The organism is Streptomyces sp. NPDC020807 (assembly GCF_040641575.1).
Lineage (GTDB): Bacteria > Actinomycetota > Actinomycetes > Streptomycetales > Streptomycetaceae > Streptomyces.
Genome location: NZ_JBFADU010000022.1, coordinates 20,066 through 31,741, shown reverse-complemented (window position 1 = coordinate 31,741; position 11,676 = coordinate 20,066). Strand labels below are relative to the sequence as shown.

Annotated in this window: 10 protein-coding genes and 3 pseudogenes; 8 read left to right on the top strand and 5 right to left on the bottom strand. The window is 70.7% G+C overall.

Going from position 1 to position 11,676, the window contains the following annotated elements; translation table 11 throughout:
- Window positions 1–315 precede the first annotated feature (315 nt).
- Window positions 316–645, top strand: a complete 330-nt coding sequence (locus tag AB0G79_RS26110; protein ID WP_360810463.1) for a metalloregulator ArsR/SmtB family transcription factor — start codon at window positions 316–318, stop codon at window positions 643–645.
- 110 nt (window positions 646–755) lie between these two features.
- Here the strand turns inward: AB0G79_RS26110 and AB0G79_RS26105 are convergent.
- Window positions 756–887 (bottom strand): annotated as a pseudogene (locus AB0G79_RS26105) (N-acetyltransferase); the annotation flags it as partial.
- A 1-nt stretch (window position 888) separates the two neighbouring features.
- On the opposite strand from AB0G79_RS26105, the pseudogene AB0G79_RS26100 reads away from it, so the two are divergent.
- Window positions 889–1,164, top strand: a pseudogene (locus AB0G79_RS26100) (glyoxalase/bleomycin resistance/dioxygenase family protein); the annotation flags it as partial.
- 299 nt (window positions 1,165–1,463) lie between these two features.
- On the opposite strand, the gene AB0G79_RS26095 reads toward AB0G79_RS26100, so the two are convergent.
- The 3 genes from AB0G79_RS26095 to AB0G79_RS26085 form a co-directional block, all read right to left on the bottom strand.
- The gene (locus AB0G79_RS26095) at window positions 1,464–2,855 is read right to left on the bottom strand and encodes a hypothetical protein (RefSeq protein WP_360810461.1); all 1,392 of its coding nucleotides are present in this window, start codon (window positions 2,853–2,855) and stop codon (window positions 1,464–1,466) included.
- 76 nt (window positions 2,856–2,931) lie between these two features.
- Complete coding sequence (locus tag AB0G79_RS26090; RefSeq protein ID WP_360810459.1) at window positions 2,932–3,879, bottom strand: hypothetical protein; 948 nt, start codon at window positions 3,877–3,879, stop codon at window positions 2,932–2,934.
- A gap of 102 nt (window positions 3,880–3,981) precedes the next feature.
- Window positions 3,982–4,491: a hypothetical protein gene (locus tag AB0G79_RS26085; protein ID WP_360810458.1), complete on the bottom strand. Its 510-nt coding sequence runs from the start codon at window positions 4,489–4,491 to the stop codon at window positions 3,982–3,984.
- Window positions 4,492–5,037: 546 nt separating this feature from the next.
- On the opposite strand from AB0G79_RS26085, the gene AB0G79_RS26080 reads away from it, so the two are divergent.
- The 3 genes from AB0G79_RS26080 to AB0G79_RS26070 are packed head-to-tail and all read left to right on the top strand — an operon-like array spanning window position 5,038 to window position 8,059.
- Window positions 5,038–6,258, top strand: coding sequence for a sialidase (locus tag AB0G79_RS26080; protein ID WP_360810456.1), 1,221 nt, complete (start codon window positions 5,038–5,040; stop codon window positions 6,256–6,258).
- A 13-nt stretch (window positions 6,259–6,271) separates the two neighbouring features.
- Window positions 6,272–6,850: a hypothetical protein gene (locus AB0G79_RS26075; RefSeq protein WP_360810454.1), complete on the top strand. Its 579-nt coding sequence runs from the start codon at window positions 6,272–6,274 to the stop codon at window positions 6,848–6,850.
- 24 nt (window positions 6,851–6,874) lie between these two features.
- Window positions 6,875–8,059: a chromosome condensation regulator RCC1 gene (locus AB0G79_RS26070; protein WP_360810452.1), complete on the top strand. Its 1,185-nt coding sequence runs from the start codon at window positions 6,875–6,877 to the stop codon at window positions 8,057–8,059.
- A gap of 178 nt (window positions 8,060–8,237) precedes the next feature.
- On the opposite strand, the gene AB0G79_RS26065 is transcribed toward AB0G79_RS26070, so the two are convergent.
- Window positions 8,238–8,954, bottom strand: coding sequence for a nitroreductase family protein (locus AB0G79_RS26065; protein WP_360810450.1), 717 nt, complete (start codon window positions 8,952–8,954; stop codon window positions 8,238–8,240).
- A gap of 87 nt (window positions 8,955–9,041) precedes the next feature.
- Here AB0G79_RS26065 and AB0G79_RS26060 point away from each other — a divergent pair.
- The 3 genes and pseudogenes from AB0G79_RS26060 to bla form a co-directional block, all read left to right on the top strand.
- Window positions 9,042–9,665, top strand: a pseudogene (locus AB0G79_RS26060) (RHS repeat-associated core domain-containing protein); the annotation flags it as partial.
- Window positions 9,583–10,146, top strand: a complete 564-nt coding sequence (locus tag AB0G79_RS26055; RefSeq protein WP_360810448.1) for an SMI1/KNR4 family protein — start codon at window positions 9,583–9,585, stop codon at window positions 10,144–10,146. The pseudogene AB0G79_RS26060 and the gene AB0G79_RS26055, both read left to right, overlap by 83 nt.
- A gap of 398 nt (window positions 10,147–10,544) precedes the next feature.
- Window positions 10,545–11,459 carry a class A beta-lactamase gene (bla, locus tag AB0G79_RS26050; protein WP_360810446.1) on the top strand — a complete coding sequence of 305 codons (915 nt, stop codon included), beginning with the start codon at window positions 10,545–10,547 and terminating at the stop codon, window positions 11,457–11,459.
- The last annotated feature ends 217 nt before the right edge of the window (window positions 11,460–11,676 follow it).

Below are 11,676 nucleotides of genomic sequence, written 5' to 3'. Positions count from 1 at the left end.
AGGTGAACCTCTCTGAGACGGTGACACGTGAGCGGGGCGGTGCCGTCAAGCGGTGAACGGGAGACGGGGCGAGCCGCGGCAAGGAGGGTCGAACGGCGCCCCCATTTATCGAATATCGATGATAAACGATAGAAGAGAGTGGGGGCAACGGCGTGGTCGCCTCTCGCCACGCCGAGATGCTTGGGGGGAGTGCCCGTGCCGATGAATTGGCTTGCGCGTGAGGTGTAGGCGTGTCCAGGCGGCCCCCCGGCGTACCCCCTTTGTCCCGGGTGGACCTTGCTCTGGTGGGTGGTCATCGAATAACATCGATGGATCATGAGCGGTGCGATGAATGCCCAGCTGATCGACCGAGCCACGGCCGAGTCCTACGCGACCTGGTTCAAGGCCCTTTCCGATCCGACGCGCGTGCAGATCCTCAACCTCCTGGCGTTGGCGACCGGGCCGATGAGCGTCGGAGAGATCGTGGACCGGATGGGCGTCGGGCAGTCGACGGTGTCCCACCACCTGAAGCTCCTCGCCGACGTGCGCTTCGTCCTGCGTGAACGCCAGGGGACCTCGATGCTGTACTCCATCAACGTCGCCTGCGTGGCCTGCTTCCCCAGCGCCGCCGACGCCGTCATGGGCCGCCCCGCGGCCTCCGCGTAGGGGTCGGCCTCTCTCCGGAGCGGCGCGGCGCCTGTGTCTACGGCCGCGATGCCGGATGCCGGACGCCGGACGCCCGAAACTCGCGTCGGCGCCATCCTCCGGTGGTCGGGTCAGTCGATGTGCGGGCTGCGGGGCTCCAGGAGGACGACGTCGCGCCAGATCCCTTGGTGGCGGCCGACGCGCTCCCGCGTACCGACGATCCGGAAGCCCGCCCGGGCGTGGACGGCGAGGCCGGCGAGGTTCGTGGAGGTGGGGACCACCGAGGCGGTCCGCGCCGCCGCCGCCCGCCTGGGCGGGGAGGGCCTGGCCGCGACGGAAGAGAACGACACCAGCTGCTGCTACGCCCTCCGGGACAAGGTGTGGGTCCACGGCCCCGGCCGCGAACCGTGGGAGGTGTACGTCGTCAAGGGCGACGCCGACAACCTCGCCAAGCCGCCGGGCGGCACCTGCTGCACGGGCCCGGCCGCAGCCACCGACAGCGGCACCGGCGAACCGGTCGCCGCCGGCGGATGCTGCTGACCTCCCCACGCCCCGGACGCCGACGCCTGGCGGTTCACGGCCACCGTCGCGGACCAGCGGCAAAGGGAGTCCGAGGCCGTCCACGCCACCTCCGCCGAAGCCACCGCGGGGGCGGCGGAGTTCCTCCTGTCGCACACCCTCCCCACCCGGCAGGCACCCCCCCACCGCGGTTGGGCAGGGGCTCCCTCGCCGGGGAAAGCGCACCTCTGCGCTGAGGGACGCGCAGCGACCCACGGGAGGCGCGTGGTGCAGAACGGTCCGCGAGCGTCCGTTGCCGCCAGGTGGAGTGGGCGCCTTGCTCAGTCGAGCGGTACGGTGCGGACCGCTCGTACCGAACCGGCGGCGGGCGGGGCTGCCTTGAGAAGGCCCTTGTCCGAGGAGTAGGCGGCGGCTCCGGCGTCGACCGGGGTGGTGGTCATGGGCCGCTCGGCGGCGCACCGCCTCTTCTCCGCGTCGGACAGGGGGCCGGTGCGCTGGAGCAGCCGGTCGGGGACTCCGCGTGAGGGTCCGTCGATCACGGCGTGGAAGCGGTAGTCGTCCTTCTTGCTGAGGAACCAGCCCTCGACGCGTTCCCGGCTGGGCTGGAGCTCGATCCAGCTGACCTCGCCCGGCTGGATGCGCTCCACGACCGTGCGCTGGTCACCGCTGAACCACTGCCAGGCGCGCTGCCAGCCCTTCTCGTACGCGAGCGAGAACTGGGCGGCGACGGGACGCTCCTTCATCCGCTTCTCGTCCTCGGTCCGGTCGCCCGAGGTGGGCAGCCGGGCGGCCTGGTTGAGGGCGATGCCGTCGGCGGCGTAGGTCTGGGCGACGCTGTCGTGGCTCCGCTCGGTGTAGGAGACGACCCGGGTGTGTTCGAGGGCGTTGCGGGTGCAGTTGACGAACGCCTCGCCGACGACCCGGGCGCGGTCGTAGTAGCGGAAGGACGTGCGGAAGTCGGGGCGGAAGACGCAGGAGTTCTCGCCGTCGCACGCCTTCGTTGCGTTGATCAGGGTGCTCTCGCGCTCGTTGCCCTTGAACGCCTCGGCCCTGCCCAGATCGGTCTTGTCGACGGTCTTGTCGAGCGCGGTCGGTTCCTCGACCGCGCGGATCCGGGCGATCATCGGCGTACAGGTCACGTGGAGTTTGGCACCGGTGGCCCTGGAGGTGAAGGTGAGCAGCGGCTCGTTCTCGCCGGCGGTGAAGGCGTAGGTCCGCTTCGTCCAGACGCCGGGGCCGGGCTTCCCCTTGACGCGATCGGGGTCGCCGGCCGTGGTGACGTCCTGGACCGTACCGCCGGAGCCGTCGACGGTGTAGGGCTGGCCGTCGACGACGTCGGCGCCGGTGCACTCCTTGGAGACGGCCGGGCTGTCCTCGTAACTGACCGTCACCTGGGCGCCCTTGCGTACGCCACGGAGGCGCTGTGTGAGGGCGTTGCCCGACTTTTCGAGCGCGACGCCGTGAGATGCGTCGGTGCGGCCGGAGGCGGCGGGCGAGTAGCGCTGGTTCTTGCCGTCCCAGAAGTCGATGCCGACGGTGGTGGGGCCGTCGCCGGTCATGGCGGGGGCGGCGAAGTCGCCGTTCAGGACGTCGACGGTCTGGGGCGCGGGGGCTTGGGCGAGGGTTTGGGTGTGGGCCGCCGCGTACGGGCCGGCCAGGGCGGTCGGGAGCAACAGGCTCGCGGCGGCGAGCGTACGGAGGGAGGAGGGCATGGGGACGGACTCCTTGCGCGGGGTGATGCGTGCCAGGGGCGGGGACGGCCGTGGAGCGTTCAGGACGCTGTGCGCGTCAGGACGCGGTGCGGGTGGGGCGCAGCACGTCGACCCGCTTCGGTACGGCACCGGGGGCGACGGTGTCCGGCGTGCGGGCGGTCCGCAGCCCGCGCGGAGTGGAGGGCGGACCCGGCTGCGGGTTGTTGCCGGTCGCCCCGTTGCCCGGAGGGCGCACCGCTCCGCACACGTTGGCGGGGGCGCTGTAGGTCTGGGCGACGAAGGTGCTGGACGTGATCATGGAGGGGCTGTCCACGACGATGCCGGTGATCGAGGCGCCGGAGCCGGCGACGAGGCTGCCGACGACCCGTCTCATGGCGGCGTTCGCTCCGAACACCAGCATGTCGCCGGAGCTGACGGTGGTCTTGTAGGTCGTCGTCTCGGTGTTGTCGACAGTCCAGGACTTGGAGTACGTGGCCTTGAACGCGGCCTCGAAGGCGAGCTTGGCGGTCATCGAGCCCGCCACCTTGCCGCCGGCCGCGACGCTGGTCTTGGTGCCGTTGGTGGACGTCGGGCCGTCCTTGAGGTTCGGCGTCTTGTGCTCGCTGGTGTTGTCGTTGGTGAGGTTGGTGGTGACCTCGCCGGAGGCGCTGACGGTGCCCTCCGCGGTGATCTTGCCGGAGATCTCGCCGCCGATGTTGTCGGTGCTGGACGTGCGCAGGGTCACGGTGCGGTCGACGCTCATGGGGCCGTTGGTGCAGTTGACGACCGCGTTGCCGAGCGAGCGGATCGTGGTCACGAACTCACGCCCCAGCTTGGGATCGATGACGAAGCGGCAGGCGTGGGCCTTCGCTTCGCAGTACTCCAGCACGTCGGAGATCTCCGCGGGTTTGCCGTCGGCGGTGACGGCGCGGGGAGCGGGAGTCTCGCCGGGGCCTTCCTCCGCTCCGGCGGGCGGGGCGAGCGGCAGTGTGAGGCCGAGGGCGAGGGCAGGCAGGAGCGCTAGCGCGGGACGGCGCGAGGGCATGGGGACATCCCTTCGGTGCGGTGCGGTGCGGTGCGGAGCGGTGCGGTGCGGGGGCCGGGGGAGCCGGCAGGAGCCGTGAGAGGCGGGCGACAGGCGACGCGGTCAGGATCCGAGCAGCGAGCACAACTGGGACACCGGGAAAGGGGACTGACCCGGGTCGGCGGAACCGGCGGGAAGCGACGCCGGGAAGGCCTCGCAGGTGGAGGTGACGGCCGACTGGGCGTTGTCGCCCGGCTCCGTCCGGAAGTCCTTGACGGTGGCCGTCATGTCGGCAAGACCCTCCTTCTCGCCGTTGCCCTTGGCCAGCTTGGACATGCAGCCGTCCGATCCGGGTGTGCACTCCTCCAGGTCCTTGCCGATCTTCGCGATGTCCTTGTCGGCCTTGGCCGCCGCCTCCTTGGTCTTCGTCTGCTGCTGGTCGATCTCCTTGGCCTCGTTGGCGTTGGTCTCCTTGTCCTTGCACTCCTGGTCGTCGGGCTTGCACTCCTCGACGGGGACGGCGGACGCCACGCCCCAGACGGACGGCGCCCCCGTCAGGGCGAGCGCCGCGACGAGCGCGGCGGCGCCGAGCACCCGTCGTACGGACGGCGGCGGGGGCAGAGCGAAAGGCATGGCAACTCCCTGGGGAACGGGGTGATGTGGCGGTGGTACGAAGGCGCGGGGGCGGCGGCGGGGGACGTGCCGGACAAGATCGCCAAGCGCATCCCGAAGCTAGCCGGACCGGGTCGGTGAGCCCGGCCCGACACACGGCGCGGTGCGGCCCCGCGGAGCCGCTCACCGCATCGGCGGAGCGCACTCGTGCTCGGCCGGACGGCCCGGCCGAGCGCCCGTATGGATCAGAGGCGACGACAACACGGACGGGCCGGCCGGTGCGGTTCCGGCCGAGCGACAGGGGCCCCGGCCCCTCGGTACCAGGGGGGTGAACGCACCGGCGCACTCGGCCACGATCCGGTGAATCCGGCGGCGCGAGAGCGGCCTCGAACAGGGGTCCGCCATACGACTGTTTCAGTCCTCCCGGCTCGCGGCGGTGATCAACATCGGCCAGGCTGCTCCTGTGTCCGACGGCCCGTTCCAGCCGTCGGCCCAGGTCACGGGCGTCCCATGCCCGTGGTCCCGCCCTCCCGTATGTCCCCCACGAACACGAAGGAGAGCAGACCCATGTCCCGATCACGACGCGTTCCCCCGCGCCGTCCGCTCCGCTGGAGCCTGGCCGCCCTCACCGGCGTCGCAGCCCTCACCGCGGTCCCGGCGCTCGCGCCCACCGCCGTCGCCAACGAGGGAAATCCGACCGTGCTGAGCTGGGGTGCCGGACGCACCGGTCAGATCGGCAACGGCACCCTGAACGACAGCCTCAGCCCCGCCTCCGTGACCAGCCTCTTCCGCGGCGACGTCGACCAGATGTCGGCCGGCGGCACCTCGTCGGCCGACTCGTTCGTCCTGGCCCGCACGGACAAGACGGTCAAGTCCTGGGGTCACAACTCCTCGGGCCAGCTCGGCAACGGCGGCAACGACAACCAGACCGTGCCGACCACCGTGCCGCGCCTGACGAACATCAAGGACGTCGCCGCCGGCGGCAGGCACGGCCTCGCGCTCGACACCTCCGGCCAGGTCTACTCCTGGGGCGACAACTCCTACGGCCAGTTGGGCAACAACCGCACCGGCGACAGCCGTACCGTCCCCGACCGCGTGCAGGGCATGCCCAAGGTCAAGCAGATCTCGGCCGGCTGCGACTTCAGCCTCGCGCTCCTGGAGAACGGCAAGGTGTACGCGTGGGGCCGGGGCATCCACGGCCAGCTCGGCACCGGCAACCGCGCCACCAGCTCCGTGCCCCGGCAGGTGGTGGGCCTGGAGAACGTCGTCGAGATCGACGCAGGCTGCTACCACGCCCTCGCGCTGACCTCCGACGACACGGTGAAGTCCTGGGGCTACAACCTCTACGGCCAGCTCGGCAACTCCTCCACCAAGTCCTCCACCACCCCGGTCGACGTCGACTGGGTGGAGGGTGTCTCCGACATCGAGGCGGGCGCCTTTCACAACTACGTGAAGACGAGCGACAGCCACGTCTGGGGCTGGGGCAACAACCAGTACGGCCAACTCCTCGAGTCTGACGAGGCGTTCGACTCCAACGTGTCCCGGACCAACCGCACCGCCCCCGTGGAGATCCCGCGCCTGGAGGGCGTCCAGCACCTCGTCGCGGGCGCCCGGCACGGCGTCGCGGTCACGGCGGACGACGTCTTCGCCTGGGGCCACAACGGCGAGGGACAGCTCGGCAACGGCACCACGGTGTCCCGGTACGAGTCGGTGAAGATCCTCAACGAGGGATCGGCCATCAAGAACGTGGCCGTGTCGCTCGGCGGCAACACGACGTACGCGTACTGAGCGGGGTGCGTCCATGAAGACGTACCGCACGCGCGTCGGCGCCACCGCCGTCCTCGTCTCCCTGGTCTCCCTCGCCCCCCTCGCCTCACTCGGTTCGGCGGCACACGCCGGACCGAGCGTCCCGTGGGTCCAGGCATGGGGTCACAACGGCGCCGGCCAGCTCGGCAACGGATCCACGCTCGACCAGCAGACCCCCACGTCCGTGAGGGGCCTCGCCCGGGGCCACGTGCGCGAACTCGCGGGCGGTGGATACAACTCCACCATCGCGTTCGCGGTCGCGCTGCTGCGCGACGGCACGGTCCAGACGTGGGGCGGGAACTCGGACGGCCAACTCGGCGACGGCACCAGGGCGTCGCGGCCCCACCCCGCCGCCGTCGCTGGTCTCTCCGGCGTGACGGAGGTGGCCGCGGGCGGGTACTTCGCCTATGCCGTGCGCTCCGGCCGCGTCCTCGCCTGGGGCGACAACGCCTCCGGGCAGCTCGGCAACGGCACCACCACGGCCTCACCCACACCGGTCATGGCCCTGCCCCCGGGCAGCGGCACGACCCGCGTGGCGGCGTCCACCTCGTGGACGAGCAGCTACGCGTACTGATCCCCCTGAACGAAAGGCACGCAGATGACCCCACCCCTGCGTCTCACCCTCCTCGCCGCGCTGTCCCTCGCGGCCCTGCCCCTGACCGCAATGCCCGGCCACGCCGCCGGCACCGACCCCTGGGTGCGCGCCTGGGGCGAGAACGACCAGGGCCAGCTCGGCAACGGCTCCACACTCGCCCAGCAGACCCCGGCGGCCGTCACCGGCATCGCCCGGGACGACGTGCGCAAGGTTTCCGGCGGCGGGGGCGGCACCGGAAAGGCGGCCAACGGCTTCGCCGTCGCGCTCCTCAAGGACGGCACCGTGAAGTCCTGGGGCAACAACGCCAACGGGCAGCTCGGCAACGGAACGACCACGTCCCAGACCTTCCCCGTCACCGTCGCCGGCCTCTCCGGGGTCAGCGCGGTCTCCGCCGGGCTGAACCACGTCCTCGCCGTCAAGGGCGGCCGCGTCGTCGCCTGGGGCAGCAACGAGAAGAAGCAGCTCGGCACCGGCCAGGACACCACCAATCCGTACAGGACGCCGATCCCCGTGCAGAGCCTGGACCAGGTCAAGGACGTCGGCGCGGGCTGCGAGTTCAGCGTGGCACTGCGTCAGGACGGCACCGTCTGGACCTGGGGCAAGGGCGACAACGGACGGCTCGGCACCGGGAACAACACCACCCGTGAGACACCGCAGCAGGTGCCGGACCTCACGGACGTCGAATCGATCGCGGTCGGCTGCGAGTACGTGCTCGCACTGACCGCCGACGGCGTGGTCAAGTCATGGGGCAAGGGCGACACCGGCCAGCTCGGCAACGACGCCACCGCCGACAGCAACAAGCCGGTCGACGTCGCCTACCTCGACGCCGTCGCCAAGGTCTTCGCCACCAACGCGACCAGCTTCGCGGTCCTCGACGACGGCAGCCTGGCCGGCTGGGGCAAGAACACCGACCGGCAGCTCGGCGACGGCACGAACGCCAACCGCACCACCCCCGTGGTCCTCGACCACATCACGGGCGTCCAGGACATCGCGGGCGGCGCGGACTTCACCCTCGCGGCCCTCGACGACGGCTCGGTGATCGGTTGGGGCGCCAACACGGCCGGCCAGCTCGGCGACGGCAGCACGACCGGCACCACCGGGACGGCCACGGTGAGCGCCCTGCCGCCCGGCAGCGCGATCACGCACGTCGCGGCAACCACGTCGGGCAAGTCAGGCATCGCCTACTGACGCGACGCGCGCGCGGTGCGCCGGCCGGCCCGAAGGGTTGCCCGGCGCACCCGGCCGTGGCCAGAGCCGACGAGCACCAAGGCCGCGACCGGGTGGCCGCGGCGGCGCACTCTGCGGCGGCCGGACGTTCTGAAGGAGGTCACCACCTCCACCGAGTGGATCGCGCCTTTCTGAGGGCTTACCAGCGGTCGCGGTGTACGACTTCGGAGACGGGTCGGCGGCGTACCGGTCCGAAGTTGCCCATCGGCCAGCCCACGGGGAGGGCGGCAAAGGTGCGCATGTCCTCGGGGATGCCGAGGGCCTGCTTCCACTCTTCCTCCAGCATCAGGTGCCAGATGGTGATGTTCGCGGCGAGGCCGAGGCCTCGGGCGGCGAGCAGCAGGTTCTGGACGCCCGGGTAGACGCAGGACCCCTCCGCGAGTGCCATGAAGCGTTCCTGCGTGTCCATCATGCGCTGGGTCGCCGCCGGGCCCAGGGCCTGCGCGGAGGCGACGTAACCCTCCTCCGTCACGCGCGGTGCGGGGAACTGGTAGCAGGGGATGAACAGCACGGGAGTGTCCGCGAAGTGGTCGCGCTGGTACTCGATCGCGGCGACCATGCGGCTGTAGGCGGCTGTGTCCATCCCCTCGGGAGCAACCGCGCCCGTGGTGGCGAGGTAGGCGTCCACGCAACGCTTCCACAGGGGAGCGAGTCGGGCCATGACGTCCCGGTCGGTGACGACGACGTACTCGAAGCGCTGCATGTTGCCACCGCTCGGCCCCCAGGTCGCGGCCTGGACCAACCGCTCGACGAGATCCTCGGGGACCGGATCGGGCTTGATACGGCGCATGGCACGCATGGTGGACATGATGTCGAAGAGACGGGGGTCGGATTCCGCACCAGTGAGATCGATCATGGTCGCGGAGTGTAGATCCCCCCTCGGCGCGGGTCGAGGGCGCTGGAGAGTTCGGGCGCATCACCGGGCAGGTCCTCCCGCCCTATATCCGTCGTCACGCCGGACGGCACACGATGGTGCTACCTGTACGACCCCTTGGGCCGCAGAATCGCCAAGCAACGCCTGCGAACCGATGGCCATGTCCTGGAGGACACCCGCTTCACCTGGGACGGCAGCGTCCTCGTCGAGCAGAGCACGTCCCTCGCGGGCACTCCGGAAGTCCTGACGCTGACGTGGCACCACGAGGGATACACGCCCCCGTCCCAGACGGAGAGCAAGACGCTGGCCGACGCTCCGCAGGACCTCATCGACCAACGCTTCTTCGCCATGGTGACAGACCAGCTCGGCACGCCGACGGAACTCATCGACGAGCACGGCGACATCAGCTGGCAGGCAAGCGCCACCCTGTGGGGCGCAACGACGTGGAACCGGGACGCGGTCGCCTACACCCCCCTGCGCTTCCCCGGTCAGTACTTCGACCGGGAAACCGGGCTCCACCACAACTACTTCCGGTACTACGACCCTGAAGCGGCCCGCTACCCCACTCTGGATCCACTCGGCCTGGCTCCCGCGCCGAACCCCACCGCCTATGTCGAGAATCCGCGGGCGCAGACCGATCCGCTCGGTCTCTCCCCGTGCGACGAGACCAACCCGGTCTGGGACGGGAGAGTCGGCCAAGGACTGGGAGGCGGTGGAACGGGAACTCGGCGTCCGGCCACCTCACGACTACATCTCTCTGATGGCCACGTACGGCGGGGGGTTCATCGACAACTACCTGCTGCTGGAGCCCGGATGCGGCAATTCCGTGTACGACCTGCTTCGCCACGTCGAGGAACGGGACGAGGCGTACGAAGAACTCTGGAAGTACGAGGACAAGCCGGCCGAGATGGAAGAACCCGGAAACCGCTTGATCCCCTGGGCGACCACCGACAACGGCGAGTACCTGTTCTGGCTCGTGCGCCCCGGCCGGAATCCGGATGAATGGAATCTCATGATCAACGAAGAGGGGGGCGAGGAATGGGAAAGGCACGCGATGACGGCAACGCAGTTCCTTTCCCGGGTGCTCTCGGGCGAACTGCGCTCAGAAGTCCTGTGGAGCCGGTTCCCCGAAGAGGTCCACAGCTTCCGCCCGGCGCTCAGTCTGCAGGACTGAGCGTTCTGCGGGACCGTGCCCCAGACTGCGGGGACTCCGCGAGCCGGCACTGCTCGACGATCCACGAGCGGAAGCCTCGTACGGTGAGGGTTGTCCTTGCGGTGGTCGGCGGGCACTGCTCCGGAGCGCCCGGTGCGGTTGAGCCTCCTGAGCTGACCGGGCCCATCAGGATCGTCCGCAGCCGTACCCGCCGAATCCCCTTGCGCTCCGGCGGGTACGGCTATGGACGCCCCCTGTCGCATGCGCCTCCACGCCCGGGGGCGGGGCCTCAACCCCGACGGCATCCAGGAGAACGGCGAATCCATCGCCGAGCACCACCTCCTCCGGGTCTGGCCCCTCACGGTACGAGTACGGTGGAACGGCTTTGACCAGCCGTCAGTGATGCGAAGGGAACGACCTTGCCCAGCACAGGACCCCGCCCGTCCCGCCGTACCGCGCTCGTCCTCGGCTCCGGCGTGACTCTCGGCGCCCTCTTGCCCCTCGGCGCACCAGCCCATGCCGCCTCCGGTCGGGACGGCGTCACCGCGCGTCTCAGGGAGCTCGAGCTGCGCCACTCCGCCCGCGTGGGCGTGTACGCCCGCAACATGCGCACCGGCCGTACGGTCGTGTACCGGGCGGACGAGCGCTTCCCGATGTGCTCCCTGTTCAAGACGGTCGCTGCGGCGGCCGTGCTGCGCGACCTGGACCAGGAAGGCGAGTTCCTGGCCAAGCGCATCCGCTTCACCGCGGCGTACGTGAAGCGGTCCGGCTACTCGCCCGTCACCGAGACGGCCGAGAACATCGCGAACGGCATGACCGTCGCCGAGCTGTGCGACGCCGCCATCTGTCACAGCGACAACACCGCCGGGAACCTGCTGCTGGTCGAGCTGGGCGGCCCGACGGCCGTCACCGCGTTCTGCCGCTCGACCGGCGACGGCCGGACCCGGCTGGACCGCTGGGAGCCCGAGCTCAACTCGGCGGAGCCGTGGCGGCGGACCGACACCACCACACCCCGCGCCATCGGCGGCACGTATGCCCGCCTGGTGCTCGGCGACGCTCTGGCCGGCCCTGACCGGGAGCGGCTCACCCGCTGGCTGCTGGCCAACACGACCAGCGTCGAACGGTTCAGGGCGGGCCTCCCGGCCGACTGGATCCTCGCGGACAAGACCGGTGGCGGCAGCTACGGCGGCAACAACGACGTCGGTGTCGCCTGGACTCCGGACGGTACGCCGGTCCTGCTGGCCGTCCTGACGACCAAGCACGAACAGGACGCCGTCGGCGACCACCCCCTGGTGGCCGCCACGGCCACCCTCCTCGCAGCCGAGCTCGGCTAGGGCCTGTGCTCCTCCTGGGCGTCCTTCGCGTTCAGCGACGGAGACTCCGGACCCCGACGCCACCGGGAACTGGTGGACGGGTCGCCCCGTCTTCTCCGACGTCTGACCCCCTGACGCGGAGATTCGGCGGTCGTGCCGGGGGTTCTGCCAAGGGACTTGCCCCCTGTGTGACGTCGTCTGCGCTGCAATGCCTCGCATGACGGAGAACAGGCACGCG

Excerpts from the sequence above, each read along its gene's own strand:
- AB0G79_RS26110 (WP_360810463.1), top strand. The coding sequence starts at position 316 with ATGAGCGGTGCGATGAATGCCCAGCTGATCGACCGAGCCACGGCCGAG.
- AB0G79_RS26095 (WP_360810461.1), bottom strand. The coding sequence starts at position 2,855 with ATGCCCTCCTCCCTCCGTACGCTCGCCGCCGCGAGCCTGTTGCTCCCG.
- AB0G79_RS26090 (WP_360810459.1), bottom strand. The coding sequence starts at position 3,879 with ATGCCCTCGCGCCGTCCCGCGCTAGCGCTCCTGCCTGCCCTCGCCCTC.
- AB0G79_RS26085 (WP_360810458.1), bottom strand. The coding sequence starts at position 4,491 with ATGCCTTTCGCTCTGCCCCCGCCGCCGTCCGTACGACGGGTGCTCGGC.
- AB0G79_RS26080 (WP_360810456.1), top strand. The coding sequence starts at position 5,038 with ATGTCCCGATCACGACGCGTTCCCCCGCGCCGTCCGCTCCGCTGGAGC.
- AB0G79_RS26075 (WP_360810454.1), top strand. The coding sequence starts at position 6,272 with ATGAAGACGTACCGCACGCGCGTCGGCGCCACCGCCGTCCTCGTCTCC.
- AB0G79_RS26070 (WP_360810452.1), top strand. The coding sequence starts at position 6,875 with ATGACCCCACCCCTGCGTCTCACCCTCCTCGCCGCGCTGTCCCTCGCG.
- AB0G79_RS26065 (WP_360810450.1), bottom strand. The coding sequence starts at position 8,954 with ATGATCGATCTCACTGGTGCGGAATCCGACCCCCGTCTCTTCGACATC.
- AB0G79_RS26055 (WP_360810448.1), top strand. The coding sequence starts at position 9,583 with ATGTCGAGAATCCGCGGGCGCAGACCGATCCGCTCGGTCTCTCCCCGT.